Genomic DNA, 26,782 nt, shown 5'->3' on the forward strand with positions numbered 1-26,782 from the left:
TCAACGCAGGATGAGTTAAATTACCCTGTGTTCAGAGTTCATTCAGATAAGAGGCCCAGACAAGTTTCACCTTATATAACTTCATATGCCTTGCGCGGCCAGAACTGCCAGATAAATCAATACCACACCACAGGCGCCATAACTGATGCGTTGCCATAACGCTGAGGCGTTCTTGCGCAGCAGGTTGACCAACGCTGCAATCAGAAAGCAGGACAACACCGAGGCCAGCATAAAGCCTGCAAAAAACATCAGCGTTTGCCCATGGCTGGGCGCAGCCCCGACGATGCCGGACAAGGCGCTGCCCAGCGCGCCCCAATAGACGATGTTTTTCGGGTTAGCCAGTGAAATCGCCGCGCCCACCGCCAGCGCATTTTTCCCGGAGCTGGCGGGCGCGTCGCTCGCCTCGGGCAAGCGCCAGGCATCAATCAAGCTGCGGATACCCAGCCAGGCGAGGTACAGCGCGCAGACCACCGTCAGGGGCACACGCACCGCGTCATGCTGGATCAGCAAGGCAATGCCGGTGAGACCGATCACCGCCCACACCGCATCGCCTACCAGCGAGCCGATCTGCACCAGCAAGGCCGGGGTAAAACCGTGCAGCAAGCCACGGCGCAACGTTTCCGCCAGCACGGCACCGGGCGAGAGGCAAAACACAAAACCGAATACCAGCGCATAAAAGAAGATCGTTAACATGCCCGCGTTCCTTCAAGAAAGTCCAGGCAGTGTGGCGATGGGGAAAGCGTTCGTCTTGAACCAGATTGCGCTGTTCAGCGCTTCAACACGCTTTGATAGCGGCCGGGCGTGATGCCATAGGCGGCGCGAAAATGGCGGTTGAGGTGGCTTTGGTCAGCAAAGCCCAAGTCATGGGCGACTTCGCCGGCCGCCACCCCGTTGCGCAACAGGCTTTTGGCGCGGCGGGTGCGCAGTTGCATCGCCCACTGGCGCGGGCTGAGTCCGGTTTCCTTCTGGAAAGCGCGCAGCAGATGGAATTTGGACAATCCCAGCTCATCGCCGAGGTGGTCCAGGGGCAACCCTTGATGCAAGTGTGCAGCGAGCAATTCCTGGGCTCGGCTGATCATGCTTTTGCCCGTTGCCATGCTGCCAGGCACACGTACACCACTGACGCCGACCACTTCACCCAGTAGCAACACCAACGCCTCTTCATTGAGATCGCGGACCAATGCATCGGTACTCAAGGCGCCTTTCACCGCTACCGCCAGGCGCTGCGCCAGATCAGGTTGAAAGCACAACGAGCGATCGAACTCCAGCTGCGCCAACCCAAGGTCAGCCGCCAGCTGATCGGCTGTGGCATACAGGCTGACAAAGTGCCAAGGCGCGCCTTGCGCCGCGCCGCCACCTTGAATCTGACCGGGGTTGTACAGGGTAATGCTGCCCGGCCCGGCTTCGAATTCGCGGCGGTCCAGCCAGACCTTTTCCTCACCGACCAGGTTGACGCCGATTACACACTCATCATGGCTGTGTCTGGCAAAGGTCAGGCCCGTGCAGGCTGTACTGCTGACTTCGTAGTTGCCCAGCAAGGCGTGGTGCAGAGTGCTCATGATTCAGCTCAGGATGCGGTTGGCACGAGCATACGCCAGCAGGGCTGCTCAAATCGACCGTTGGTTGACACGCTGCGACAGCTCATCGGCGCTTTCCTTGCGCTCTGAATAGCGGTCCACCAGGTCCGGGCGATCACGCAGCAAAACGGTGAACTTCACCAACTCTTCCATCACATCCACCACGCGATCGTAGAGCGCCGATGGTTTCATGCGGTCCTGGTCATCGAACTCCATGAACGCCTTGGGCACCGAGGATTGGTTGGGGATCGTGAACATGCGCATCCAGCGCCCCAGCACGCGCAGTTGGTTGACGGTGTTGAACGATTGCGAGCCGCCGGACACCTGCATCACCGCCAGCGTTTTGCCCTGTGTCGGGCGAACGGCGCCGAGGGCCAGCGGCACCCAGTCGAGCTGGGCCTTGAACACTGCCGACATCGAACCGTGGCGCTCGGGCGAGCACCACACCTGGCCTTCGGACCATTGCATCAGGTCCAGCAGCTCCTGGACTTTAGGGTGATCGTTGGGCGCATCGTCGGGCAACGGCAGGCCCGAAGGGTTGAAAATCCGCGTGTCGGCTCCGAAGTGGCGCAACAGCCGCGCGGCTTCTTCCACCAGCAAGCGGCTGAATGAGCGCGGGCGTGTGGAGCCGTAAAGCAGCAGGATGCGCGGCGGGTGGCCAGGCCCGACAGGCAGCGGGCCTGCGAGGGTGCTGTTGAGATTGGGCAGGGTGGTCATTGTGTTCTCCGGTTAAAGCGCTGCGATGCGGGCCAGTTCTGCCTTCAACTCGGCAGGGCTGAGTTGGGCGAAGGGCAAGGCCAGGAACGCCTTGCAACGCCTTTCGATGGTGCTGAGCGTGGCCTTGAAGGCGGCGTCTACACGGGCCTCGTCACCCTGAACATCCGACGGGTCTTCCAACCCCCAGTGCGCCTTCACCGCCGGCCCGAAATACACCGGGCAGGCTTCACCCGCAGCTTTATCGCACACGGTAATCACCACATCCGGCGGGCTGCCCTCAAAGGCCTCATTGCCCTTGCTGTACAAGCCTTCGGTACTGATGCCCGCTGCCTGCAACGTGCTCAGGCTGCGCGGCAGTACCTGGCCCTTGGGGAAACTGCCGGAGCTGATCGCCTCGAAACCTGCCGGCGCCAGGTGGTTGAACATCGCCTCGGACAAGATGCTGCGGCAGCTATTGGCGGTACACATGAACAGGACTTTCATAGCGGTATTTCCTTCAGAGACTCAGGCGCAAGGCGAGGGCGGCGAGGGTGATCAACAGCACCGGCAAGGTCAGCACGATGCCGACCTTGAAGTAATAACCCCAAGTGATGGTGATGCCTTTGCGCGCCAGGATATGCAGCCACAGCAAGGTGGCCAGGCTGCCGATCGGGGTGATTTTGGGGCCCAGGTCGCTGCCGATCACGTTGGCGTAGATCATCGCTTCCTTGACCACGCCCACGGCATGGCTGGACTCGATCGACAGCGCGCCGATCAGCACCGTCGGCAGGTTGTTCATCGCCGACGACAACAGCGCCGTCAGCACGCCGGTGCCCATGGCCGCGCCCCACACGCCGTAGGTGGCAAAAGTGTCGAGCCAGGTCGCGAGGTAGGTGGTCAGGCCGGCGTTACGCAGGCCGTAGACCACCAGGTACATGCCCAGGGAAAAGATCACGATCTGCCACGGCGCTTCTTTCAATACTTTGCGCGTAGAGATCTTGTGGCCCTTGGCGGCGATCACCAGCAGCAATACGGCGCACACGGCGGAAATTGCACTGATGGGAATGCCCAGCGGCTCTAGCGCGAAACAACCCACCAGCAAGATACCCAGCACCCACCAGCCCGCGCGGAAGGTCGCACGATCATGGATGGCGCTGGCGGGGTCTTCCAGGTCGGCCGGGTCGTAGGCCTGGGGAATATCGCGGCGAAAGAACCACAGCAGTACCGCAAGGGTGGCGGCGACACTGACGAAGTTCACCGGCACCATTACTGCTGCGTACTCGTTGAAGCCGATCTTGAAGTAATCCGCCGAGACGATATTCACCAGGTTCGACACCACCAGCGGCAAGCTCGCGGTATCCGCGATAAACCCAGCGCCCATGACAAACGCCAGGGTGGCCGCCGGGGAAAAGCGCAAGGCCAGCAGCATCGACATGACGATGGGCGTGAGGATCAACGCGGCACCGTCGTTGGCAAACAGCGCCGAGACCAGCGCGCCCAGCAACACCATATAGGCAAACAGCCGCCGGCCACGCCCACGGCCCCAGCGCGCCACGTGCAGGGCGGTCCAGGCAAAGAAGCCGGCTTCGTCGAGCAGCAGGCTGATGATGATCAGCGCAACAAAGGTGCCGGTGGCGTTCCAGATGATGTGCCACACCACCGGAATATCCGCCAGGCTGATCACCCCGCAGGCCAGGGCCAGAATGGCGCCCATGCTTGCACTCCAGCCGACCCCGAGGCCTTTGGGCTGCCAGATGACCAGAACGATGGTGAAGATAAAAATGCCAATTGCGACAAGCATGAATAAACGCTCCGATGGCTCAGCAGCAGGTGCTGGCCCGTTGTGGTCGGTCACCCATGGCATCAAGACGCTGTGCGTCGTGGTGCAACCAGGGTTGGTTGGCTTGCAAGGTAGTGTCCAGCACTTGCGTGACCCAGGCGGGCAGTGCCGGGTTGATGCGGTAGTAGATCCATTGGCCCTGACGACGATCCAGCAGCAGCCCGCAACTGCGCAGTTGCGCCAGGTGCCGGGAGATCTTTGGCTGGCTGTCGCCCAGAGCATGGATCAGTTCGCACACGCAAAGTTCGCCTTCGCGCAGGATCAATAACGTCAAGCGGGCGCGAGTCGCGTCAGCCAGGCATTTGAACAGGGTGGGCGGTGAGAAGGGGGCCGACATGATCAGGGTCTTCTTTGTATATGGTTATCCGAATATACGAATATCCATATATGTAGGTCAATTCCTGAATTCGATTGATGTGGATCAAACCCCGCTCAATCCACCACAAGTGACTGAAATTAAAATGAAACACGAATGTCCTAAAGTGCCTGCCCATTGCTGATGAAGGATGAACCCGCGTGACCCGTGCCACTCGCAACCTGCGCAAGACCCTCGATTCCGTCGCGGACAATAACGAAACCGCGGCGTTTGACCTGATGCGCGCCGTCGAAAAGCTCGGCGATGAAGTGCTGCGCCAACGCCTGCTCAACACCATTCACCGGCTCAATCAGGACGCCCATGAATTGCGTGAGGCGCGCGACTCGGTGGAGCAGGTATCGGTCAAGCTCGCCTGAGTGAGCAAGATCGTTCAAGACAACCCGCTTTAAACGCTGGCATGCTTGTCGACTGTCTGTCGATGAGCCGTCTCCATGCCCACTGCCTTACCGCATTACGCCTTCGCCCGCGGCGCTATCGCCGTTATCCCGTTATCCCTGGCCTGTGCGCCGTGGGGGCTGCTCGCCGGCTCCATGGCCATTGATGCGCAGTTTACCCCGCTGCAGGCCCAGGGCTTGTCCGCCATCGTGTTTGCCGGTGCCGCGCAGCTGGTGGCCATCGGCATGGTCAAGAGCGGCGCCAGCCTGATCTCGATCGTGCTGACCACGCTGCTGCTGACTTCCCAACATTTGCTCTACGGCATGCACATGCGCCCGACACTCTCGTCACTCAACGCCCGCTGGCGCATGAGCCTGGGCTTTCTGCTGACCGATGAGTTCTTCGCGCTGGTCAACCACTATGACCGCGAGACGTTCAATCGCTGGTATGCGCTGGGGGTGGGCCTGACGTTCTACATCGCCTGGAACCTCTTCACCCTGGCTGGCATCGTGCTTGGCAAAAGCATTCCCGGGCTTGACCAGTTGGGGTTGGAGTTTTCGATTGCCGCCACCTTTATCGCGTTGATCACACCCGTGGTGCGTGATGTGCCGACGGTTGTGTGCGTGGCGGTGTCGTTGCTGTTTTCGGTGTGGTTGAGCTTTTTGCACTGGGAGTCGGCGGTGGTGGTGTCCGGGGTGTTGGGCATGAGTGCGGGGTTTGCCTGCAAGCGGCTGGGGGTAGGGCAGAAGTGATCTACATCATGATTGTGGCCATGGGGCTGGTGGTTTTCCTTAACCGATACCTGTTTATCGAGCCGCGCCTGCCGGTACGGCTTAATCGGGGGGCGCGGGAGTTCCTGGGGTTTGCGGTGCCGGGCATGCTGACGGCGATCTGCGGGCCGATTATTTTTCTCGCTGATCACACGCTGAATTTGAGCCCCACGAATCCTTACTTGCTGGCGGGAGTCTGCGCGGTGGCCTTGATGTTTTGGACGCGTAGCGTGTTGATTACGGTGCTGTTGAGCATGGGATTGTTTTATTTGTTTCGGTGGTGCTTTTGAGAGGGGCTATGGGTGTATATCCGTTGCTGCGGTGACGGATATGTACACCAAAAGACCGCCATCGCAGGCAAGCCAGCTCCCACAGGATGAGCCGGTTGCTACAGTGGAATCGGCGTTACACCACGCAGCACCAAGTCACTGATAAACCCCAGCCAATCCTGCTGATGCTCCTTATCCCCCAAGTCTTCACCCAGGAACGAACTGAGCGTGTGGCGGTTGGAGTTGTAGAAGTAGCAGAGCGAGGCAATCATCAAATACACGTGCTTGAGGTCGATGTCCTGGCGAAACACACCTTGGGCCTGGCCGGCTTCGATGATCGGGCGCAACACGCCAACCGCTTCGCCCGACAACCTGCGCATCTCGCCGGACTGCTGGGCATGCTTGCCCTGGTGCAGATTCTCGATGCTCAGGATCGCTACGAACTCGGGGTGCTTGACGTAGTAGCTCCAGATAAATGCCACCCGTTCGCGCAAGGCTTGCACGGGGTCTCCCAGGTCCAGCTTGAGTTTGCTTTCGGCCTTATTGAACTGTTCATAGACATGTTCCAGCACACAGACGAACAGGTGTTCCTTGCTGCCGAAATAGTAATAAAGCATGCGGTCGTTGGAGTCGGCGGCCTTGGAAATAGTGTCGACGCGCCCACCGGAATAGCCGTCGCGAGTGAACACCTTGACTGCCGCCTGCAAGATACGCGCACGTGTCTGGTCGGCCTGTTGCGCTCGAATTCCGGTCTTCTTGATCGCCATCACAAAGCGCCTTGCCGCCAGTCTGGGCGCGAAATATAGCATGGGCTTTTTCGTGCCCGTTCTATGACCGACAAGTTCTGTAATAAAAACGCCATTGCGCTGGGGATTGGATCCTAGTCGGGCTATTTTGGTGCACCTCAATAAATAGAGTAGCCATGGATGAAATACCAACCCTTCAGCCGTACCCTGATTGCCACTGCGCTGGTGTTGACGGTCAGCGGTGTGCAAGCCGCGTCACAGGCCCCGGTGGCCGGTGAAAATGGCATGGTGGTGACCGCCCAGCATTTGGCCACTCTTGTTGGCGTGGATGTACTCAAGGCCGGCGGCAACGCGGTGGATGCGGCGGTTGCCGTGGGCTATGCGCTGGCCGTGGTGTACCCGGCAGCGGGCAACCTCGGTGGCGGCGGCTTTATGACCGTGCAGCTGGCAGATGGGCGCAAGACCTTCCTGGACTTCCGTGAAAAAGCCCCGCTGGCGGCCACTGCCGACATGTACCTGGACAAAGACGGCAAGGTGATCGACGGCCTCAGCGCCAAGGGCCACTTGGCCGTCGGCGTACCCGGCACCGTGTCCGGCATGGAAACCGCGCTGAACAAATACGGCACCCTCAAGCGCGCCCAGGTGATTGCCCCGGCGATCAAACTGGCCGAAAACGGCTTTGAACTGGAGCAGGGCGATATCGACCTGCTGCACACCGCCACCGGCGAGTTCGAAAAAGACAAAGACCTGCGCGGGATCTTCCTGCACAACGGCCAACCGATGCAGGTCGGCCAGAAACTGGTGCAGAAAGACCTGGCCAAGACCCTCAAGGAAATCTCCGCCAAGGGCACCGACGGCTTTTATAAAGGCTGGGTGGCCAAGGCGCTGGTGGATTCCAGCCAGGCCGGCAAGGGCATCATCACCCAGGCCGACCTCGACAAATACAAGACCCGCGAACTGGCGCCCATCGAGTGCGATTACCGTGGCTACCACGTGGTCTCGGCACCGCCGCCAAGCTCCGGCGGTGTGGTGATCTGCCAGATCATGAACATCCTCGAAGGTTACCCGATGGCCGACCTCGGCTATCACTCGGCCCAAGGCCTGCACTACCAGATCGAAGCGATGCGTCACGCTTACGTGGACCGTAACAGCTACCTGGGTGACCCGGATTTCGTCAAGAACCCTATCGCGCACCTGTTGGACAAGGACTACGCCGCCAAGCTGCGTGCCGCCATTGAGCCGCAGAAGGCGGGTGATTCCCAGGCGATCAAGCCGGGTGTGTCGCCCCATGAAGGCAACAACACCACGCACTATTCGATCGTCGACAAGTGGGGTAACGCGGTGTCCGTGACCTACACCCTCAACGACTGGTTCGGTGCCGGCGTGATGGCGAGCAAGACCGGGGTGATCCTCAACGATGAAATGGACGACTTCACCGTCAAGGTCGGTGTGCCGAACATGTACGGGCTGGTGCAGGGCGAAGCCAACGCCATCGCACCGGGCAAGGCGCCGCTGTCGTCGATGAGCCCGACCATCGTCACCAAGGATGGCAAGGCGGTGATGGTGGTCGGTACGCCGGGCGGCAGCCGGATCATCACCGCTACCTTGCTGACCATCCTCAATGTCATCGACTACAAGATGAACATCCAGGAAGCCGTGGACGCGCCGCGTTTCCACCAGCAGTGGATGCCGGAGACCACCAACCTGGAAACCTTCGCGGTAAGCCCGGACACCCAGAAGATTCTGGAAAGCTGGGGCCACAAGTTTGCCGGCCCCCAGGATGCCAACCACTTGGCGGCGATCCTGGTGGGTGCGCCTTCGCTGGGTGGCAAGCCAGTGGGCAACAACCGTTTCTACGGGGCTAACGACCCACGCCGCAATACCGGGTTGTCGCTCGGTTACTGAGGTGTGAGGTGTTGATTCAGGAAGGCCAGGGACAGCGCCAGGCTGTCATGGGATAACTGGATGGCGGCGCCCTCGGCGCTGCCCTGGGCTGCCGGTATCACCCGTTCGAACATGTGGTTTTCATACGCCTGCACTGCGGCTGAGCAGCCAGGCGTGTGGAGCAGCTGCTGGGCCAGTTCGGCCGCATCGAGCATCGCGGCATTCACGCCTTCGCCGCCAAACGGCGACATCAGGTGCGCCGCATCCCCAATCAACGTCAACCCCTGGCGGTGGACCCAGCGATGGCCCACCGGCAGGGCGTGGATGTGCCTGGCCAGGACGGTTGCATTTGCCGCTTCAAACAGCGCCAGAATGTCCGGGTGCCAGCCTGCAAACTGAGCCTTGAGTGCAGGCAGGCTGAGGTGGTCGGCTGCCCACTCGGTGGGCACGCGAAAAATCGCATACCCGCGCAGATGCGCATGGGCGTTGCGCTGCACGATGATCGCTTTGGCGCCGCCCAGCACTTGCAGGCTGCCGCGCCCCACCAGCGTGGCAATGTGCGGGTGTTGGCGGTCGACATCATCGATGCCGAATTCGATAAACGTCAGCCCGCTGTACTGCGGCAGGTAGGGCGAGAGCAATGGGCGCAGTTTGGACCAGGCGCCATCGGCACCGACCACCAGGTCGAAGGGGCCGTGGGTGATCTCGCCTTGATGCAGTGTCCAGCGTGCAACACCGGCCGGGCGGATGTCATTGATGTTCACACCCCATTTCACACAGCCTTCAGGCAGCGAATCCAGCAGGATCTGGCGCAATTGGGTGCGGTCGACTTCCGGGCGCTCGCCGTCATCGGGGTTGGGGGCTTCGAACAGCAGATGGCCGTGCTGATCCATCAGGCGCGCACCTTGGTCTTCATAGCGCGCGATACGCCGGAAGGCGTCTTCCAGCCCGGCCTGCTGCAGCGCCAGTTGGCCGGATTCGACATGCAGATCCAGGGTGCCGCCCTGGGGGCGTTCCAGAGGCCCGCGTTCGCGTTCGAATACGCAGGCGGCCACGCCGTGGCGGTGGAGGATACGCGCCAAGGTCAAACCGCCGGGGCCGGCGCCGACAATGGCGATACGCAGTGAGATGGTCATGCAAGATGTCCTCGGCACGGCTGGGCAAGCAGCTGCTCGACCGCCTCAAAGGCTATGGCGCGGCGTGCTTCCCAGTCGCCACGAATCACCAGGGCGGGTTGCTGATGCTGTTCGATCCAGTCCAGGCTGCCCTGGAAAAACACCCGGCGATCCGCCAGTTCCGGCTGGCAGCGCTGGCCGTCGGCGCTCCATTCCACGTCCTCGGGGGACAGCAACAGGTGCAGGTCGTAATGGCGGGCCAGCAACTCATCATCCAGCCACGCCGGGTAATCACCGAACAGGGTCTGGCTCCAGAGTTTGTTGGTCAGCAGGTGGGTGTCGAGGATCAGCAGGCGAGGCTGCTCGGCGCGCGCAGCGTCTTCCCAGGCCAGTTGGCCACGGGCGATGGCCGGGATGTCCGCCAGGGTAGTGTCGCGCTGGTAATGGTCGATGAAGTAGCGCACGTATTCACCCACCATCAACCCACCGAAACGGGCGTGCAGTTGCGCGGCCAGCCAGCTTTTGCCGCTGGATTCGGGGCCGGCCAGTACCACCACTTTCATGCGTGCAACGCCGGGTCGGCGCGCCATTCACGCCAGCCTTGTACGGCGATCGCGGTGAACAGTGCATACAGCGCGGCGGTAAGGTAGAGGCCTTTGTAGAGGAACAGGCCGACGAAGATCACGTCCACGGCGACCCACAGCGGCCAGCATTGCACGCGTTTTTGCGCCATCCACATTTGCGCCACCAGGCTGAAACCGGTGAGTGCGGCGTCGAGCCAGGGTTGCGCGGCATCGGTCCAGTGGGCCATGGCGGCGCCGAGCAGGCCACTGAACACGGCACCGACGGTGAGGCTGACCATGATCGCGGACCAGCCCAGGCTGGTGACCTGGCGACCCTGCGCGACCTCACCGGCGCGGGTCCACTGCCACCAGCCGTAGAGTTGCAGGGCGGCGTAGACCACTTGCAGGAGCATGTCGGAATAGAGTTTTACGTCGAAGAACACCCAGGTGTAGAGCAGCACCATCACCAGGCCGATGGGCCAGCACCAGGGGTTTTGCTTGACCGTCAGCCAGACAGCGATCACCCCCAGGGCGGCGGCGAACAATTCAAGCCCGGACATGGCGGTTCCTTGGGAGAGTGGGTGAGGGCGGTGATTGTAACCAAGATGGTGGGAGGGAGGAATGCTCGTTCCCACGCTCTGCGTGGGAATGCATCCCCAGACGCTCCGCGTCAGGCCTGGACGCAGAGCGTCCGTGGCGGCGTTCCCACGCGGAGCGTGGGAACGAGCATGAGTGCTAGATCTTGAACTGGCGCAACAACCCTCCAAGCTGCTCACTCAACCCACGCAAATGCGCGCTCGCCACACTGGACTGCTCCGCCGCCAGCGCCGTGCTGTGGGACAAACCCGCCGCCTGGGTGACGTTCTGGTTGATATCCTCCACCACGTGCGCCTGTTGCAAGGTCGCGCTGGCGATCGAGGCATTCAGCCCATTGAGGTTGCGCAACGCCTGGCCAATGGCGGTGAGGCTCGCACCTGCCTGGCCAGCTTGTTCAATGGTCAGTTGCGAGGCACTGTGGCTGTCGCTGATCACTTTGACCGCCGCTTCCGAATGCCCTTGCAGGCGCTCAATCATCACCTGGATTTCGGCGGTGGATTTCTGCGTGCGCTGGGCCAACAGCCGCACTTCATCGGCGACCACGGCAAACCCGCGACCCTGTTCACCGGCACGCGCCGCCTCGATGGCGGCGTTGAGGGCCAACAAGTTGGTCTGGTCGGCAATCGAACGGATCACTTCCAGCACACCACCAATCTGTGTGCTTTCACTGGACAGCGTGCGGATCACCTCCACGGCCTGGCTGATGGTGCTGGAGAGCTGGTCGATCTGTTGCAGGCTGCCGTCGATATTCACCTGGCCCTGCTGCGCCTGGGCCTGGGCGTCGCGCATTTCGCTGGCGGCATGCTCGGCATTTTTTGCCACGTCCTGCACGCCATAGGTCACTTCGTTGATCGCGGTAGCCACCAGCTCCATCTGCTGGGATTGTTGCTGGCTACGGTCGTGGGCCTGGCTGGCATTGGTGCCCAGTTCCGTGGAAGATTGGCCCAGCGCGTTGGCACACTCCTGTAATTGGCCGACCACCTGGCGCAGCTTGGCGGTAAAGCTATTGAAGTGCTGCGACAATTGAGTGACCTCGTCGCGCCCGTGGGTGTCGAGGGTGCGGGTCAGGTCGCTTTCGCCGCTGGCAATATTGCCCATGGCATTCACCGCCGCCTGCAATGGATGCACAATGCTGCGCGCGATCAGGATCACCAACAGCGCCATCAGCAGCGCAATGCCCAGGCCGATCAACGAGGCTTTCCACACCTGGCCGGTGAATTCGGCCTGCACATCGTCCACGTACACGCCCGAGCCGATAATCCAGCCCCACGGCTCGAACAGTTGGATATACGAGGTCTTCTCCACCGGCGCGTCGGCGCCCGGTTTGGGCCAGCGATAGTTGACGATGCCGGCGCCCTTGGCCTTGGCCAGGATCACAAATTCATTGAACACCGCAAAACCGTCCGGGTCGCGGATGGCCGAGAGGTTCTGGCCGTCGAGCTTGGGGTTGGCCGCGTGCATGATCATCACGGGCGTCAGGTCGTTGATCCAGAAGTAATCATCGTGGTCGTAGCGCAAGCCACGGACTGCGCTGAGGGCTTGCTGTTGCGCGGCCTCGCGGGTGAGAACGCCGGTTTTTTCAAGGTTCTGGTAGTAAGCCAGCACGCCGCTGGCGGTTTGCACCACGTGCTGGGTCTGCTGGCGTTTGGCCTGGTAGAGGTCGCCATGGATCTGCTTTAGCATCAACAGCCCCAAGGTTAGCAGCATCAACACGGCGACTATCAGGATCAGCCAAAGACGGCGGCTGATCGACATGCTGCGCAAACTGTTCATCGTCCTGTCACTCCGTGCTTTTTATAATTGTGTGCTGCATCGACAATTCCAGCTTGTCTGATAGGCTTTCGGCCTGTAATCGAAAAACCTGAGTACTCCCTGATTTTTCACGAAATTTTTGCGCACGGCTGGTGAAAATCCGCAGCGCATCACGATTGCACGTGGTCAGTGAACATTAAAAAGACAGACAAGGCATGCCGCAGCGCATGACCTTTGGGGGATACATGGATTTTTGGACCGCCATACAGGCATTGATTCTTGGCGTGGTGGAGGGGCTGACCGAGTTCCTGCCGATCTCCAGCACCGGGCACCAGATTATCGTCGCCGACTTGATCGGCTTCGGCGGAGAACGCTTTGAAGCGTTCAACATCATTATTCAACTGGGCGCGATCCTCGCGGTGGTCTGGGAGTTTCGGCGCAAGATCCTCGACGTGGTGATCGGCTTGCCGACCCAGCGCAACGCCCAGCGCTTTACCGTCAACCTGATCATCGCAGTGCTGCCGGCGGTGGTGTTGGGGGTGATTTTTGCCGACCTGATCAAGCATTACCTGTTTAACCCGATCACGGTGGCCACCGCGCTGGTGGTGGGCGGGGTGATCATGCTGTGGGCCGAGCGCCGCCAACATGCAGTGCACGCTGAAACGGTGGATGAGATCACCTGGAAAGACGCGCTCAAGGTCGGTGTGGCCCAGTGCCTGGCCATGATTCCGGGCACTTCGCGCTCCGGCGCGACCATTATCGGCGGCCTGTTGTTCGGCCTGTCGCGCAAGACCGCCACCGAGTTCTCTTTCTTCCTGGCCATGCCGACCATGGTCGGCGCTGCCGTGTATTCGGGCTACAAGTACCGTCACCTGTTCCAGCCCGATGACTTGCCGGTGTTTGCCATCGGCTTTGTCACCTCGTTCATCTTCGCGATGATTGCGGTCAAGGCGTTGCTCAAGTTCATCGCCAGCCACAGTTACGCGGCGTTTGCCTGGTATCGGATTGCGTTTGGCCTGGTGATCCTGGCGACCTGGCAGTTTGGCTGGATCGACTGGACGGCGGTCAAGCTATGAGCATTCAACACCCGCGCTTGAAGGCGTTCATCTTTGTTTTGTTGTGCGCCGCGCCGCTGACTGGCGCGGCACTGTTGTGGCATCGCGGCGAGACGCTGATCCCGCTGGCCGCCTATGGCGTGGTCAGCGTGGTGGCGTTTTTCCTGTACTGGGGCGACAAACGCAAGGCCCAAGCCGAAGGCCCGCGCGTGCGCGAAAATATCCTGCATGCCGTGGAGCTGGCGGGCGGTTGGCCGGGGGCGCTGATTGCCCAGCAGGTGTTTCGCCACAAGACGCGCAAGGTGTCGTATCAGGTGCTGTTCTGGGTGATTGTGTTGCTGCACCAAGTGTTCTGGCTGGACCAGCTGTTCCTGGGTGGCACGCTGCTCTCGGTTTTATAGTGTTGAGGTGTCTGGGATATTTCCTACGCGATTGCGGGAGGCAGCTTACCCAGACGGCCCTGTAAACCGGCAGCAGGCTCGCGTTATGCTTCGGGCACTTGAGCGCACGGGACCCACACGAATGTCTTTTTCAGATTCATTGCTCCATCATTCGGCAACTGAGCTTGCAGCGCTGATTCAACAACGCAAGTTTACTTCCACCGCCATCGTCAGCTTTTACCTTGCGCGTATCGAGGCGCTCAACCCCTCGGTCAACGCGCTGGTGCAGGTCTGTGCCGATACGGCGTTGGCCGATGCTTGGGCGGTTGATCGTGCTATCGCCCAAGGCGAGTATGGCGGCGTGTTGCAGGGCGTTCCCTTCACGGTCAAAGATATTTTCGATACCCGTGGGGTGGTGTCGGCAGCGGGCCTGGTTGATCGGGCTCATTATTGTCCTCAGCACGATGCTGTTGCAGTGGCGCGCATGAAAGCGGCCGGCGCCATTCTTTTGGGTAAAAGCAACTGCCCGCCGGGCGGTGGCGGTGGAGTGACCGATAACCCGGTCTACGGCGCTACCCGTAACCCCCATGCGCTGTCCCATGGCCCCGGCGGCAGCAGCGGTGGCGAAGCTGCTGCGGTGGCTGCCGGCCTTTCGCCGCTGGGGCTGGGCAGCGATTCGGGTGGCAGCCTGCGCATACCAGCGCATTTTTGCGGGGTCAGTACCTTGAAGCCCACCACGGGCCGGGTGCCCAACACCGGGGTTTTCGATCACCCGGGTGGGTTGAGTGATAGCCGCAGCCAGATCGGCCCGATGGCCCGGCATGTCGAAGACCTGGACCTGGTGTTCCGGGTGATCGCCGGTGAGGATGGGCACGATTGTGGGGTGATTCCAATGCCGCTGCCGGATATGCCTCCACAGGCACTGAATGGTTTGCGCGTCGCCTGGTACAGCGAGGGCGGCATCGAACCGGTAGACACGTGTACCCAGGTCACGCTGCAGGTGGCTGCCGACCTGCTGGCAGGTGCGGGCGCCGTGGTCCGTCAGGCGTTCCCTTCGGCATTGCGTAATGCTCGCGATATTACCGAGCGCTACTGGGCAATGGGCAAAGGCTCCGGGGCACAGGCGATACAGTTGCTCTCGGATTGGGATCAGTTTCGCAGTGCCATGCTGGGGTTCATGGCGGACTACGACATTATCCTGTGCCCGGTTGACGCGGCCCCGGCGCCGCTGCTGGGCACCGCCCGGCCAGGGTTGTTCAGCCATACGCTGCCATACAGCCTGGCCGGCTGGCCCTGTGTGGTGGTGCGCGCCGGTACTGCTGACTCGGGTTTGCCGGTGGGTGTACAGATCGTTGCACGGGCCTGGCACGAGCATTTGGCGCTGGGGGCGGCGATGGCCATTGAGCGCGCACTGCCGTTTGCGCGTTGAACCATCAATCCAGCTTCAGTCCCACCTGCGCGCGCTTGGGCAATTTGCTTACCACCAACTGGTGCGAGCGCTGCAACAGGCCACGCAGTTCCTCGGCGCCCAGCGGGTAGGGCGTGTTCATGATCACCCACTGCGCCCGCGCCAGGTACGGCGCGGGGTGGATGCCAGGGCGGTCCACATGGCCGAGGAACAGCTCCTTGTCGACCTTGAACGCCAGCGAGTCACCGCGCAGGTTCTGCAGGGCGAACATCTTGTTGCCGGCAATCGAGAACACGCGCACGCCGCCCCACTTGTAGTCTTCCCGCGCGCCGGGCAGGCCCAGGCAGAATGCCGCGACTTGTGCTTCGCTCATCTTCATAGCAAACGGTCTCCGCAACCCTTGAAGGCTTCTTCCAGATAGTCGATCCAGGCCCGAATCGCCGGTAACACGCCACGGCGGTGCGGGTAGACCGCCTGCAACCAGCCGCCCGGCGAAGACCATTGCGGCAGCAACTGCACCAATTGGCCGCTGGCCAGCTCCTCTTCGCAATACATCATTGGCAGCAGGGTAAAGCCCAGGCCCTGCAAGGCGCAGGCTTTGCGCACGATAAAGTCGTCGATGCCCAGGCGCGCTTCCATGGATAGGTTTTCGGTATTGCCCTGCGGGTCGATCAACCGCAAGTGCACCAGGCGATCGGCCTCAAGCGCAGCGAGTACCGGCAATTGCTTGAGATCGTCCGGGGTGTTGATTTGGCGGCCTTGCAGGAACTGCGGGCTGGCCACCAAGACTGTCTGGGCCTGGCGCAGGCGCTTGGTCACCAGCAACGGGTCTTCATCGCCCAACTCGCGCACGCGCAGGGCCACATCGATACCTTCGGCCACCAGGTCGACGCGTCGGTTGACCAGGGTCATCTCCAGCTGCACCAGTGGGTGAGCGGCGAGAAAGCCGGCAACGATGCCTGGCAACATGTGCTGCGCCATGCCCACCGGACAACTCACGCGTAGGCGCCCGCGGGGTTCGCTGGACATGCTGGCCACGGCCTCGTCGGCCATTTCCGCTTCCAGCAGCATCGCCTGGCAATGGCGCAGGTAGCGCTCGCCGACGGCAGTGAGGGTCAATTGCCGCGTGGTGCGTTGCAACAGGCGGGCGCCAAGGCGTTCTTCCAGTTCGGCGATGCGCCGCGACAGCCGTGACTTGGGAATCCCCAGCAGCCGGCCAGCCGCCGCAAAGCCGCCGGCTTCGACGACTTTGGCGAAGTAGTAGAGGTCGTTGAGGTCTTGCATGGTCAACCTATTGTCCTGTCAGTGGGACGAACTATCCGCGTGTGGCGTGCGCAAATCCAGCCTAAAAAAAAGCCAGCACCTTGCAGGCACTGGCTTTTGGAGGGTGAGAGGGCTTAGAACTGCGCCCCCGCCATCAACACATACTTCACGTGCACGTACTCCTCGATCCCGTAATAGCTGCCTTCACGCCCATAGCCGGACTGCTTGATGCCACCAAACGGGACCGACGCCGTGCCCACAGAACCCGAGTTGAGGATCACCATGCCGGCCTCCAGTTGACGTGACAGGCGCAACGACCGGCCCAGCGCGCTGGTGTAGGCATAGGCCACCAGGCCGAACTCGGTCTGGTTGGCGCGGGCGATGACTTCTTCTTCGTCCTTGAACGAGTAGACGGCGAACACGGGGCCGAAGATCTCCTCGGTCGCCAGCGGTGAATCGTCCTGCAAGCCGGTCAATACGGTCGGTTCATAGAACAGCCCGCCCTTGGCGTGGGGTTTGCCGCCCATCAGCACCTTGGCGCCCGCCGCCTTGGCGTCCTCGACCAGACGCACGACTTTGTCAAAACCCAGTTGATTGACCAGCGGCCCGACCACAAAGCCTTCGCGCAGGCCCTGGTCCACTTCGATGTTGGCGACGGCAGCCTTCATGCGTTCGATAAAGTCTTCGAGAATGCTCTGCTGCACAAAGATCCGGTTCGGCGAGATGCACACCTGGCCCGAGTTGCGCAGTTTGGCGCCGACCAGTCCTTTTACCGCTTCATCCAGGTTGGCGTCCTCAAACACAATAAACGGCGCATTGCCGCCCAGCTCCAGGGTCATCTTCTTGATAGTCGCCGCGCACTGCGCTGCGAGCAATTTGCCCACACCGGTGGAGCCGGTGAACGAGATCTTGCGGATACGTGGGTCGCCAGTGAGGATCAGGCCGATCTCCTTGGGATCACCCACCACCACTTCAAGCACACCGGCTTCAATACCGGCCTTGCGTGCGTAGTCCAGCAGCTTGAGGGCGGTGAGCGGTGTGTCTTCGGCGGGCTTGATCACCATGGTGCAGCCGGCGGCCAGGGCCGTGGCGACTTTGCGGGTGATCATCATGAACGGGAAGTTCCACGGCGTAATGGCCGCTACGGGGCCGATGGCTTCTTTGGTCACCATGACATTGGCATTGCGGTCGTGGGTGGGAATGGTGTCGCCGTAAACGCGTTTGGCCTCTTCGGCGTACCACTCGATAAAGCCCAGGCCATAGTCGATTTCACCTCGGGCTTCGCTCAGGCACTTGCCGTTTTCACGGCACAGCAGTTCGGCGAAGGCCTCCTTGTCCGCCTTAACGCTGTCGTGCCAGCGGCGCAGAATGTCGCTGCGCTCCTTGGCGAGTTTGCCGGACCATTCGGGGAAGGCGGCGCAGGTGCGGTCAACGGCGGCCTTGACCTGGGCTGAGGTGTGCTTGGTCACACGGCCGATTTCTTCGCCGGTGGCAGGGTTGTAGACGATAAGCATGGGCAAACTCCGAAGGCTGAAAGTGCTGTTTCAGGCTACGGAACACTGCGGTTTGAGCGAATATCCATTCCAATGTGCTGATTGCCTATTCCTATGAGTGCATAGCCATATCGGTGTTTGCGCAGTACCGTGCTGTTTTCGCCAGGAGCCATGCGCCATGGGCCGCACCCAAAAAATCATCGAGCTGATGGGGCGCTTGGCGCCTGTCGAAGGCTATAACCTGAGCGCTCTGGAGGATGTGCGTTTCCTGCGCTCAAATCGGCCGCTGCACCGGGTGTCGGTGCTGTACGACCCCGGCATCGTGATCGTCTGCCAGGGGCGCAAGCGCGGTTACCTGGGTGAAGAGATTTACCTGTACGACGCCCAGCATTACCTGGTGGTGTCGGTGCCGGTGCCGTTCACCATGGAAACCGAGGCCAGCGAAGCAGAGCCGATGCTGGCGGTGTACTTGCGCCTGGATTTCACCCTCGCCGCCGAATTGATGTTGGCGCTGGATGCGTTTCCCGAATTGCTCGAAGCCAAGCCGCGCGGCATGTATTCCTCGCCCATGGACGACAAACTCAGTGAGTCGCTGCTGCGGTTTCTCGAAGCCATGAGTGCGCCGATGGAGGCACAGGTTCTCGGCCCCGCGCTGATGCGCGAGATCTACTACCGCATCCTTACAGGCGAGCAGGGCGGTTCGATGCGCGCCGCGCTTAACCGCCAAGGCCAGTTCGGCAAGGTGGCACGCGCAATCCGCAAGATTCATGGGGACTACCACCAGCACCTGGACGTGGAAGCGTTGGCGCGCGAGGCGATGATGAGCGTGCCGAGTTTTCATGCGCACTTTCGCACGGTCACCGACACCTCACCGATGCAATACCTCAAGTCCACGCGCCTGCACCAGGCGCGTTTGCTGATGCTGCGCAACGACATCACTGCCGCCACGGCGTGTGCTCAGGTGGGCTATGAGAGTGCCTCGCAGTTCAGCCGAGAGTTCAAGCGCTTGTTCGGGCGTACGCCCCAGGAGGAGATTCAGTGGATGAAACGCACCTATGCGCTGCCGGCGCCTACGTCGGCATCGATTTATGTGTCTTCGCACTGAGTTGGCGAGCTGATTGTCCTGCTGGCAGGACGAACAATCACATTTGTGCCGTCTAATCGACTATTGGGTTCATGTGTAGGATTAACTTCATTCGATCGCCCAGCCGCGATCCTCACTTGGAGAACCCGCATGAAACTGTTGCATATCGATTCCAGCATCCTCGGCGACAACTCGGCTTCGCGTCAGCTCAGCGCTGGTGTGGTCAAGGCCTGGCAAGCGGCTGAGCCAGGTGTGGAAGTGACCTATCGTGACTTGGCTGCCGAAGGCATCAGCCACTTTTCCGGCCTGACCCTGGGCGCCCTGGGCACCGCTGCCGAATTGCGCGACGCCGTACAAAAACACGAGGCCGAACTGAGCGCTACGTCCCTGGCTGAATTCATCGCCGCCGACGCTGTAGTCATCGGTGCGCCGATGTACAACTTCTCGGTGCCGTCCCAGCTCAAGGCCTGGATCGACCGTATTGCCGTGGCCGGCCAAACCTTCCGTTACACCGAAGCCGGCCCTGAAGGCCTGTGCGGCGGCAAGAAGCTGATCATTGTTTCCACCGCTGGCGGTCTGCATGCGGGCCAGGCGAGCAATGTGGGGCACGAGGATTACTTGAAACTGGTGTTTGGCTTCCTCGGCATCACTGATATCGAATTTGTCCGCGCCCAAGGCCTGGCGTACGGTGAAGAAGTTCGCAGCAAGGCCCTGAGCGACGCCAACGTAGTGATCAACGAACAATTGTTCGCCGCCGCGTAAGGCTTGTGTAAAGTTCGCCTCTGTTCGGTTCCAATCTGAACCGGGGCGCCTAAACTCTGTATTCTGATCGCCTGAACGCGACCGGAGTACGGAGTTTTTTCGTTTACCCGCTGTCATTACTTTGGCCCAGGTTATGCACGCATGGGTTTATCACCCGGAGCGAGTGCCTTGGCCCATGGACTTTTCAAACCGACATGCCGCGGGTGTTGAACGTGGTCGCGCAGCAAAGGTGGACATCCCCATGATGCGTCTTTGTGCTGTTTTGGTTCTTTCCCTGCTCGGTGGCCTGATTTCAGTGCACGCTGCCCCGGCGCCGCACCCGCATTGGAGTGTGGGCTTTCATCGCATGAGTTTTCTCGACCCGCTGGATCAGCAGCCGATGAACGCCATCGCGTTCTATCCGTCCACCGATGACGAGCATTCCACGCAGTTGGGTCCCTACCACGTGGCTGCCACCCAGGATTCCAAAGTGGCCATCGGGCGTTTCCCGATGCTGATGTTGTCCCACGGCAACACCGGTACACCGCTGGCGCTGCACGACCTGGCCACTTCGCTGGCGCGCAAAGGGTTTGTGGTGGTGGCCGTTTTGCATCCCGGCGACAACTACAAGGATCACAGCCGCCTGGGCACGGTGAGCAACCTGTACGGGCGGCCGATCCAGATTTCCGCAGCGATTACCGCCACGCTCGGGGATACGATGCTGTCGCCGTTCGTCAATATCGACCAGGTGGGCGTTATCGGTTACTCAGCCGGTGGCGAAACCGCGCTGATCCTGGCCGGGGCCAAGCCGGACTTCGACCGCCTGCGCCGCTATTGCCAGGAGCGCCCGGAAGACCGCGACGCCTGCACCACCAAAGGTGAGCTGGTGGTCGACCGTGAAGACCTGCAGCCGCAAGCCGACCCGCGTATTCACGCCTTGATGCTGATGGCGCCGTTGAGCCTGATGTTTGGCCGCCACACGTTGGCCGATGTGCACGTGCCGGTGCTGCTCTACAGTGGCGACGGCGACAAGCTGGTGGCCGTGGACAAGAACGCCGCTGCCCTGGCGCGCAAACTGCCGCAGCCGCCGGATTTCAAACTATTGGCCGGGGCCGGGCACTTTGTGTTCATGGCGCCGTGTGACAGCGACCAACTGCTGGCCATGCCGGCGATTTGCACGGATGCCGACGGTGTCGACCGCGAAGGCATCCACCGCGACCTGATCTCGGAGGCGGGGCGCTTCTTCGTGCATACCCTGGGTCAGTCGACCCGCGCCGGTTTGCAGACCGCTGATCAGTAAGCGCGGCGCTTGAGCTGCACGGTCAGGCACAGGGCCGTGACCGACAGCAGCGCGGCGCAGAAGAAGATCCAGCCATAGCCGAGGTTCAGTGCCACGGCGCCCATCAATGGCCCGGCAATCGCCAGGGCCAGATCAAAAAACACCGCATACGCACTCAGCCCCGCGCCACGGCTGCTGTTGGGCACTTGCTTGATGGCCTCCACGCCGAGCGCCGGGTACACCAGCGACAAACCGAAGCCGGTCAGCCCGGCGCCGATCAGCGCCACACCGGTGGAGGGCGCCAGCCACAACAGGGTCAGGCCGACGGTCTCGATGGTCATGCAGGCAATCGCCGCGCTGAACCCGCCGAAGCGGCTGATGGCGGAGATAAACACCAGGCGCGACAAGATAAAACACACGCCAAACACCGTCAGGCAGTACGCCGCACCGACCCAGCCACGGTTGAGGTAATACAGGGTGATAAAGGTGGTCAGCGTGCCGTAGCCGATAGACGCCAGGCACAGGCTGGCGCCAAACGGCGCGATGCGCCCGAACACCGACCAGAATGGCAGCCGCTCGCCACGCACCACCGGCACCGACGGTTTATTGCGGATCAACACCAGGCCCAAGGCGGCCAACACGGACAGCGCGATGCCCAGGCTGGTGTAGCCATAATCGGCCACCATCATCACGCCCAGCGGCGCGCCAATCGCGATGGCGCCGTAGGACGCAATGCCATTCCAGGATATCGAGCGCGCCGTGTGTTCGGCACCGACCGCGCCCATGCACCAACTGATGGTGCCAACGCCGATCAGGCCTTGGGCCACGCCGAGCAACAGCCTGCCGACGATCAACACCCCAAGGCTCACGGCGGGGATGCTTTCAAGCAAGGTTGCGAAAAATGTCAGCACGCCACTGACCAGGATGCCGGCCAAACCCAACACAATGGCGCGTTTGGTGCCGACGTTATCCGACATGCGCCCAGCCATCGGGCGGCTGAGCAGGGTGGCCAGGTATTGCGAGCCGATGGTGACCCCGGCGACTACGGCGCTGAAGCCCAGTTGTTCATGCACATAGCCTGGGATCACCGCAATTGGCAGGCCGATGCAGATAAACGCGATAAAGGTGTAGAAGACAATGGAGACGATCTGCAGGGTGATCGACAGGGAGTTGGGGGCGGCGGCAGGCATGGTCACTCATTCGCTGGCGGGCGGTGAGGGCATGATGGCAAGGGCGTGGGGGAAAAGGAAGCTGGCTAACGGGTTTTGCTGAAGAGGCCCGTCATCATAAGCCGCTCTATTGTGGTGAACAGGCTCGATGTGGCGAGCAGGCTTGCCCTGCGCTGGGCTGCGCAGCGGCCCTAAAACCAAACACCGCGTTTTGCCTGGCAGAACGCGGTGTTTTTTATTGGGGCTGCTTCGCAGCCCAGCGCAGGGCAAGCCTGCTCGCCACAGCAAGCGGGTTCGCCACAACAAGCCGGCTAGCCGCGGGTGCTTAGAACACCACGCCTTGGCTGCGCAGGTAGTCGTCATAGGTGCCGCTGAAGTCGATCACGCCGGTGGCGCTCAACTCGATGATGCGGGTGGCCAGGGACGATACGAACTCACGGTCGTGGCTGACGAAGATCAGCGTGCCCGGGTAGTTTTCCAGCGCCAGGTTCAGCGCTTCGATGGATTCCATGTCCAAGTGGTTGGTGGGTTCGTCCATGATCAGCACGTTCGGCTTTTGCAGGATCAGCTTGCCGAACAGCATGCGGCCTTGCTCACCACCGGAAATCACCTTCACCGACTTCTGGATCTCGTCGTTGGAGAACAGCATGCGGCCCAGGGTGCCACGGATCATCTGCTCGCCTTGGGTCCACTGGCCCATCCAGTCGAACAGGGTCACGTCGTCTTCGAAGTCATGGGCGTGGTCCTGGGCGTAGTAGCCCAGCTCTGCGGCGTCGGTCCACTTGATGCTGCCGGCGTCCGGGGTCAGTTCGTTGACCAGGGTGCGCAGCAGGGTGGTCTTGCCGATACCGTTCGGGCCGATGATCGCCACGCGCTCGCCGGCTTCAACCTGGAAGCTGAAGTCCTTGAACAGCGGCTTGCCGTCGAAGCCCTTGGCCATTTTTTCGACCATGACAGCCTGGCGGTGCAGCTTCTTGTTCTGCTCGAAACGGATGAACGGGCTCACACGGCTCGACGGCTTGACCTCGGCCAGCTGGATCTTATCGATCGCCTTGGCGCGGGACGTGGCTTGCTTGGCTTTCGAGGCGTTGGCCGAGAAGCGGCTGACGAAGGATTGCAGTTCGGAGATCTGCGCCTTCTTCTTGGCGTTGTCCGACAGCAGCTGCTCGCGGGACTGGGTCGCCACGGTCATGTACTCGTCGTAGTTGCCCGGGAACAGGCGCAGCTCGCCGTAGTCCAGGTCAGCCATGTGGGTGCACACGCTGTTCAGGAAGTGACGGTCGTGAGAGATGATGATCATCAGGCTGGAACGCTGGGTCAGGATGTTTTCCAGCCAGCGGATGGTGTTGATGTCCAAGTGGTTGGTCGGTTCGTCGAGCAACAGCACTTCAGGATCGGAGAACAGCGCCTGGGCCAGCAATACGCGCAGTTTCCAGCCTGGCGAGACTTCGCTCATCGGGCCAAAGTGCTGCTCCAGCGGAATACCCAGGCCCAGCAGCAGTTCACCGGCGCGGGACTCGGCGGTGTAGCCGTCCATCTCGGCGAATTCGGTTTCCAGCTCGGCAACGGCCATGCCGTCTTCTTCGCTCATTTCCGGCAGCGAGTAGATGCGGTCACGCTCAGCCTTGACCCGCCACAGCTCTTCGTGGCCCATGATCACGGTGTCGAGTACGGTGAATTCTTCGTAGGCGAACTGGTCCTGGCGCAGTTTACCCAGGCGCACGTTTGGCTCCAGCATGACCTGGCCGCCGGACGGGTCGAGGTCGCCGCCAAGGATTTTCATGAAGGTCGACTTGCCGCAACCGTTGGCACCGATCAAACCATAACGGTTGCCGGCGCCGAATTTGACCGAGACGTTCTCAAAGAGCGGCTTGGCGCCGAACTGCATGGTGATGTTAGCTGTGGAGATCAATTACTTTACCTATCAATGAGTTGCGAGCGTGGCGGCAGGAGCCTTCAGGCATGCGTCAACAGCGACATCAAGGCGCGAAACCCGGTCGCTGAGCAGAAAATTTTGGCTGTGTGTTGGAATTTGGCGCGCATTGTCGCATATGTCAGGCGACAGTTGTATGGCAGGCGAACGATGGTTTCTCCAAGGTCTCCGGCATCGCCAGCCATAACAGCGCCAAAGCCACGGCCGCCACGCCTGCCAGGGTCAGGAATGCCGCGTTGTAGCCGGCCTGTTGCACCACGAAACCGGCCAGGCTGCTACTCAACGCCGCACCCAGGCCAAACACCGTGGACAGCGCGCCGAGGCTCACATTAAAACGCCCGGTGCCCTGGGTAAGGTCCTTGACGATCACCGGGAACAGCGCGCCAAAGATCCCCGCGCCGATGCCGTCGAGCATCTGTACCGCCACCAGCCAGTAAGGATCACTGGACAAGGTGTAGAGCACGCCGCGCAGTGGCAGGATCAGGAAACCTGCGAGCAGCAGCGGTTTGCGACCCCACACATCGGCCTTGAACCCCACCAGCCAGGCCATCGGCACCATCACCAACTGCGCGGCGACGATGCACGCCGAGGTCAGCGGCGTGGCCATCTGCAGGTTGATCTGCGCGAGCTTCTGGCTGACCAACGGCAGCATCGCCGCATTGGCCAGGTGGAAGAGGGCGCAGCAGATGGCGAATATCAGCAGCGGCCGGTTGGCCAGCAGGACTTTCACACCGGACGGTTGTTCGTGATCGCTGTGGTGGGCCGGGTCAAAGCCCCTGGCGACTTCATGGTCAATCGCCTTGGCCGACACGCAGCTCACGGCCACGATACTGGCCAACGCCATAAAGGCCATCAAGTAAAACACCACCACCGGGCCGTACAGGTACGCCAGGCCGCCGGCCAGCAGCGCTGCCACAGCATTGCCGGCGTGGTTGAAGGTTTCGTTGCGCCCCGTTCGGCGGGTGAAGGCGCGTGGCCCGGTAATTCCGAGGGAAATGGCCGATATGGCCGGTGCAAACACCGAGGCGGCCACGGCACTGGCGGCCTGGGTCAAGGCCACCCAACTGAAGGCGCTGACAAATGGCAGCATCAGGCAACTGATGGTCACCAGGATGGCAGCCGCCGCAATCACCGCGCGCTTGCTGCGTGTGCGGTCGATCAGCGCGCCCGCCGGGCCTTGGGTGACCAGTGCGGCGATGCCCGCCAGGGTCATGACCACGCCGATGCTGGCCGGGTCCCATTTGTGCACGGCCAGCAGGTAAATCGCCAGGTAAGGCCCGAGGCCGTCGCGCACATCGGCCAGGAAAAAATTGAGGCTGTCCAGGGACAAGGTATTACGCAAGTCAGAGTGATTGGCCACGGCGTTGTCTTCGCAAAGGGTGTTCAGGGGCTGGACACTCATTGGGCTAGTGACCCGTGGGCCTGAACAGAAGTTTCGCTGCCGCTGAGGGTTTCATCTGACGGGCGTTTGGATTATTTTCCGTAGCCCGCTGAAATGACTCCCTGGAGACGCAATGGACATGCCCTCAGCCCAACAGGCAATCGCCGATAATAAGGCCGCCTGGGACGCCTCTGCCGCGCTGCACAAAGATACTGCGACCTGGAATACCTTGCTGCAATCAGTCGTTGAGCCGGCTTTTTCCTGCCTCGATCCCACCATCACCGCGTTGTTGCAAACTGTCGGCGTTGCCGGCAAGTCGGTGGTGCAAGTCGGCTGTAACAACGGGCGTGAAAGCCTGTCGCTGTTTGGCCTGGGCGCGCGCGAGGTGGTGGGTGTCGATCAATCGACAGCCTTTCTGGCGCAAGCTCGGGAGTTGGCTGATATTTCCCCGCATAACCCGCAATTCATCGAAGCCGATATCCATCACCTGCCTGAGCGTTTGCTTGGCCGGTTCGATATTGCCTTGGTGACGATTGGCGTACTCGGCTGGATGCCGGATGTGGCGCTGTTCATGCAGCACGTGGCCAGTACCCTCAAGCCCGGCGGCACCCTGGTGATCTACGAGACTCACCCTTTCCTGGAAGTCTTCGACCCTCAGGCCAGCAACCCGTTTTTGCCCGACAGCTCGTATTTTCAACGCGATCCGTTCGTGTTGCAGGCGTCAATTGTGTATGAAGGGCTGACAGAGGTGCCTGGGCCGACGTCCTACTGGTATGTGCATACCCTGGGCAGCGTCGTCACCGCGGCGATTGCGGCGCACTTGCAGATCGAGCATCTGCAGGAGTATCCGCACTCCAACCGCGAGGAGCTGTATGACCAGTACGAGCACCAGTCGGCCCAATTGCCGTTGTGTTTCACCCTGACGGCCATCAAGCGCGCTGTTTGAGCGGGTTTTTCGCGCACAAAAAAAGGCCCGCGACAGAAGAGGCGGGCCAAGTGATTCACTGGAGTAGGTGGCCTTACGCTAAAGGCCAGG

At 61.3% G+C, this 26,782-nt stretch carries 28 protein-coding genes; 11 read left to right on the top strand and 17 right to left on the bottom strand.

The window, feature by feature from the left end:
• Nucleotides 1-81: 81 nt before the first annotated feature.
• The 6 genes from HX790_RS22595 to HX790_RS22620 form a co-directional block, all read right to left on the bottom strand.
• Nucleotides 82-693, bottom strand: a complete 612-nt coding sequence (locus HX790_RS22595; protein ID WP_017138838.1) for a LysE family transporter — start codon at nucleotides 691-693, stop codon at nucleotides 82-84.
• A 74-nt stretch (nucleotides 694-767) separates the two neighbouring features.
• Entirely contained in the window at nucleotides 768-1,559 is a 792-nt protein-coding gene (locus HX790_RS22600; protein ID WP_017138837.1) for an AraC family transcriptional regulator, read from the bottom strand.
• Between the two features lie 48 nt (nucleotides 1,560-1,607).
• Nucleotides 1,608-2,294: an arsenical resistance protein ArsH gene (arsH, locus tag HX790_RS22605; protein ID WP_058420362.1), complete on the bottom strand. Its 687-nt coding sequence runs from the start codon at nucleotides 2,292-2,294 to the stop codon at nucleotides 1,608-1,610.
• Between the two features lie 12 nt (nucleotides 2,295-2,306).
• Nucleotides 2,307-2,777: an arsenate reductase ArsC gene (locus tag HX790_RS22610; RefSeq protein ID WP_176992181.1), complete on the bottom strand. Its 471-nt coding sequence runs from the start codon at nucleotides 2,775-2,777 to the stop codon at nucleotides 2,307-2,309.
• A gap of 13 nt (nucleotides 2,778-2,790) precedes the next feature.
• Nucleotides 2,791-4,074: an arsenic transporter gene (locus HX790_RS22615; protein WP_176992182.1), complete on the bottom strand. Its 1,284-nt coding sequence runs from the start codon at nucleotides 4,072-4,074 to the stop codon at nucleotides 2,791-2,793.
• 19 nt (nucleotides 4,075-4,093) lie between these two features.
• Nucleotides 4,094-4,450, bottom strand: a complete 357-nt coding sequence (locus tag HX790_RS22620) for a metalloregulator ArsR/SmtB family transcription factor (RefSeq protein WP_017138832.1) — start codon at nucleotides 4,448-4,450, stop codon at nucleotides 4,094-4,096.
• A gap of 179 nt (nucleotides 4,451-4,629) precedes the next feature.
• Between HX790_RS22620 and HX790_RS22625 the strand changes: the two genes are divergently transcribed.
• The 3 genes from HX790_RS22625 to HX790_RS22635 all read left to right on the top strand — a co-directional run bounded on the left by HX790_RS22625 (nucleotide 4,630) and on the right by HX790_RS22635 (nucleotide 5,924).
• Complete coding sequence (locus HX790_RS22625) at nucleotides 4,630-4,845, top strand: hypothetical protein (RefSeq protein WP_017138831.1); 216 nt, start codon at nucleotides 4,630-4,632, stop codon at nucleotides 4,843-4,845.
• Between the two features lie 75 nt (nucleotides 4,846-4,920).
• A complete protein-coding gene (locus HX790_RS22630; protein WP_017138830.1) occupies nucleotides 4,921-5,616 on the top strand; it encodes an AzlC family ABC transporter permease in 696 nt (231 codons plus the stop codon).
• The gene (locus HX790_RS22635) at nucleotides 5,613-5,924 is read left to right on the top strand and encodes an AzlD domain-containing protein (protein WP_017138829.1); all 312 of its coding nucleotides are present in this window, start codon (nucleotides 5,613-5,615) and stop codon (nucleotides 5,922-5,924) included. The genes HX790_RS22630 and HX790_RS22635 overlap by 4 nt, the downstream gene beginning before the upstream one ends.
• A gap of 98 nt (nucleotides 5,925-6,022) precedes the next feature.
• On the opposite strand, the gene HX790_RS22640 is transcribed toward HX790_RS22635, so the two are convergent.
• Nucleotides 6,023-6,670, bottom strand: a complete 648-nt coding sequence (locus HX790_RS22640) for a TetR/AcrR family transcriptional regulator (protein ID WP_176992183.1) — start codon at nucleotides 6,668-6,670, stop codon at nucleotides 6,023-6,025.
• A gap of 159 nt (nucleotides 6,671-6,829) precedes the next feature.
• On the opposite strand from HX790_RS22640, the gene ggt reads away from it, so the two are divergent.
• The gene (gene ggt / locus HX790_RS22645; RefSeq protein WP_176992184.1) at nucleotides 6,830-8,554 is read left to right on the top strand and encodes a gamma-glutamyltransferase; all 1,725 of its coding nucleotides are present in this window, start codon (nucleotides 6,830-6,832) and stop codon (nucleotides 8,552-8,554) included.
• Here ggt and HX790_RS22650 read toward each other — a convergent pair.
• The 4 genes from HX790_RS22650 to HX790_RS22665 form a co-directional block, all read right to left on the bottom strand.
• Nucleotides 8,548-9,669 carry an NAD(P)/FAD-dependent oxidoreductase gene (locus tag HX790_RS22650; protein ID WP_099549724.1) on the bottom strand — a complete coding sequence of 374 codons (1,122 nt, stop codon included), beginning with the start codon at nucleotides 9,667-9,669 and terminating at the stop codon, nucleotides 8,548-8,550. The genes ggt and HX790_RS22650 overlap by 7 nt on opposite strands.
• The gene (locus HX790_RS22655) at nucleotides 9,666-10,211 is read right to left on the bottom strand and encodes an AAA family ATPase (RefSeq protein ID WP_099549725.1); all 546 of its coding nucleotides are present in this window, start codon (nucleotides 10,209-10,211) and stop codon (nucleotides 9,666-9,668) included. Before HX790_RS22655 ends, HX790_RS22650 begins: the two co-directional genes overlap by 4 nt.
• Nucleotides 10,208-10,771 carry a nicotinamide riboside transporter PnuC gene (pnuC, locus tag HX790_RS22660; RefSeq protein WP_176992185.1) on the bottom strand — a complete coding sequence of 188 codons (564 nt, stop codon included), beginning with the start codon at nucleotides 10,769-10,771 and terminating at the stop codon, nucleotides 10,208-10,210. The genes HX790_RS22655 and pnuC overlap by 4 nt, the downstream gene beginning before the upstream one ends.
• A 175-nt stretch (nucleotides 10,772-10,946) precedes the next feature.
• The gene (locus tag HX790_RS22665) at nucleotides 10,947-12,581 is read right to left on the bottom strand and encodes a methyl-accepting chemotaxis protein (protein ID WP_170037461.1); all 1,635 of its coding nucleotides are present in this window, start codon (nucleotides 12,579-12,581) and stop codon (nucleotides 10,947-10,949) included.
• A gap of 224 nt (nucleotides 12,582-12,805) precedes the next feature.
• Between HX790_RS22665 and HX790_RS22670 the strand changes: the two genes are divergently transcribed.
• The 3 genes from HX790_RS22670 (at nucleotide 12,806) to HX790_RS22680 (ending at nucleotide 15,424) form a co-directional block, all read left to right on the top strand.
• Nucleotides 12,806-13,636 carry an undecaprenyl-diphosphate phosphatase gene (locus HX790_RS22670; RefSeq protein WP_176992186.1) on the top strand — a complete coding sequence of 277 codons (831 nt, stop codon included), beginning with the start codon at nucleotides 12,806-12,808 and terminating at the stop codon, nucleotides 13,634-13,636.
• Nucleotides 13,633-14,016, top strand: a complete 384-nt coding sequence (locus HX790_RS22675; RefSeq protein ID WP_017138822.1) for a DUF1294 domain-containing protein — start codon at nucleotides 13,633-13,635, stop codon at nucleotides 14,014-14,016. Before HX790_RS22670 ends, HX790_RS22675 begins: the two co-directional genes overlap by 4 nt.
• A gap of 121 nt (nucleotides 14,017-14,137) precedes the next feature.
• Nucleotides 14,138-15,424: an amidase gene (locus HX790_RS22680; RefSeq protein WP_176992187.1), complete on the top strand. Its 1,287-nt coding sequence runs from the start codon at nucleotides 14,138-14,140 to the stop codon at nucleotides 15,422-15,424.
• A 4-nt stretch (nucleotides 15,425-15,428) separates the two neighbouring features.
• Here the strand turns inward: HX790_RS22680 and HX790_RS22685 are convergent, their stop codons facing one another.
• The 3 genes from HX790_RS22685 to HX790_RS22695 form a co-directional block, all read right to left on the bottom strand.
• On the bottom strand, nucleotides 15,429-15,782 hold the full coding sequence (locus tag HX790_RS22685; RefSeq protein WP_017138820.1) for an MmcQ/YjbR family DNA-binding protein: 354 nt from the start codon (nucleotides 15,780-15,782) through the stop codon (nucleotides 15,429-15,431).
• Complete coding sequence (locus HX790_RS22690) at nucleotides 15,779-16,687, bottom strand: LysR substrate-binding domain-containing protein (RefSeq protein ID WP_017138819.1); 909 nt, start codon at nucleotides 16,685-16,687, stop codon at nucleotides 15,779-15,781. Before HX790_RS22690 ends, HX790_RS22685 begins: the two co-directional genes overlap by 4 nt.
• 113 nt (nucleotides 16,688-16,800) lie before the next feature.
• Nucleotides 16,801-18,180 (bottom strand): NAD-dependent succinate-semialdehyde dehydrogenase, encoded by a 1,380-nt coding sequence (locus HX790_RS22695; RefSeq protein ID WP_176992188.1) that lies wholly within the window; start codon nucleotides 18,178-18,180, stop codon nucleotides 16,801-16,803.
• A gap of 157 nt (nucleotides 18,181-18,337) precedes the next feature.
• Here HX790_RS22695 and HX790_RS22700 point away from each other — a divergent pair, with 157 nt between their 5' ends.
• The 3 genes from HX790_RS22700 (at nucleotide 18,338) to HX790_RS22710 (ending at nucleotide 21,284) form a co-directional block, all read left to right on the top strand.
• Nucleotides 18,338-19,264, top strand: coding sequence for an AraC family transcriptional regulator (locus HX790_RS22700; protein ID WP_169986125.1), 927 nt, complete (start codon nucleotides 18,338-18,340; stop codon nucleotides 19,262-19,264).
• Nucleotides 19,265-19,393: 129 nt separating this feature from the next.
• Nucleotides 19,394-20,005 carry an FMN-dependent NADH-azoreductase gene (locus HX790_RS22705; RefSeq protein ID WP_017138816.1) on the top strand — a complete coding sequence of 204 codons (612 nt, stop codon included), beginning with the start codon at nucleotides 19,394-19,396 and terminating at the stop codon, nucleotides 20,003-20,005.
• Between the two features lie 241 nt (nucleotides 20,006-20,246).
• Complete coding sequence (locus tag HX790_RS22710; RefSeq protein WP_138817555.1) at nucleotides 20,247-21,284, top strand: dienelactone hydrolase; 1,038 nt, start codon at nucleotides 20,247-20,249, stop codon at nucleotides 21,282-21,284.
• Here the strand turns inward: HX790_RS22710 and HX790_RS22715 are convergent.
• The 3 genes from HX790_RS22715 to HX790_RS22725 all read right to left on the bottom strand — a co-directional run bounded on the left by HX790_RS22715 (nucleotide 21,278) and on the right by HX790_RS22725 (nucleotide 25,725).
• On the bottom strand, nucleotides 21,278-22,453 hold the full coding sequence (locus tag HX790_RS22715) for an MFS transporter (protein ID WP_176992189.1): 1,176 nt from the start codon (nucleotides 22,451-22,453) through the stop codon (nucleotides 21,278-21,280). The two genes, HX790_RS22710 and HX790_RS22715, sit on opposite strands and share 7 nt — an antisense overlap.
• A gap of 304 nt (nucleotides 22,454-22,757) precedes the next feature.
• Nucleotides 22,758-24,344, bottom strand: coding sequence for an ABC-F family ATPase (locus HX790_RS22720; protein WP_176992190.1), 1,587 nt, complete (start codon nucleotides 24,342-24,344; stop codon nucleotides 22,758-22,760).
• Between the two features lie 142 nt (nucleotides 24,345-24,486).
• Nucleotides 24,487-25,725 (bottom strand): MFS transporter, encoded by a 1,239-nt coding sequence (locus tag HX790_RS22725; protein ID WP_176992311.1) that lies wholly within the window; start codon nucleotides 25,723-25,725, stop codon nucleotides 24,487-24,489.
• Between the two features lie 154 nt (nucleotides 25,726-25,879).
• On the opposite strand from HX790_RS22725, the gene HX790_RS22730 reads away from it, so the two are divergent.
• A complete protein-coding gene (locus HX790_RS22730) occupies nucleotides 25,880-26,692 on the top strand; it encodes a bifunctional 2-polyprenyl-6-hydroxyphenol methylase/3-demethylubiquinol 3-O-methyltransferase UbiG (protein ID WP_017138811.1) in 813 nt (270 codons plus the stop codon).
• The last annotated feature ends 90 nt before the right edge of the window (nucleotides 26,693-26,782 follow it).

Source organism: Pseudomonas sp. IPO3747 (assembly GCF_013385245.1).
GTDB classification, from domain to species: domain Bacteria; phylum Pseudomonadota; class Gammaproteobacteria; order Pseudomonadales; family Pseudomonadaceae; genus Aquipseudomonas; species Aquipseudomonas edaphica.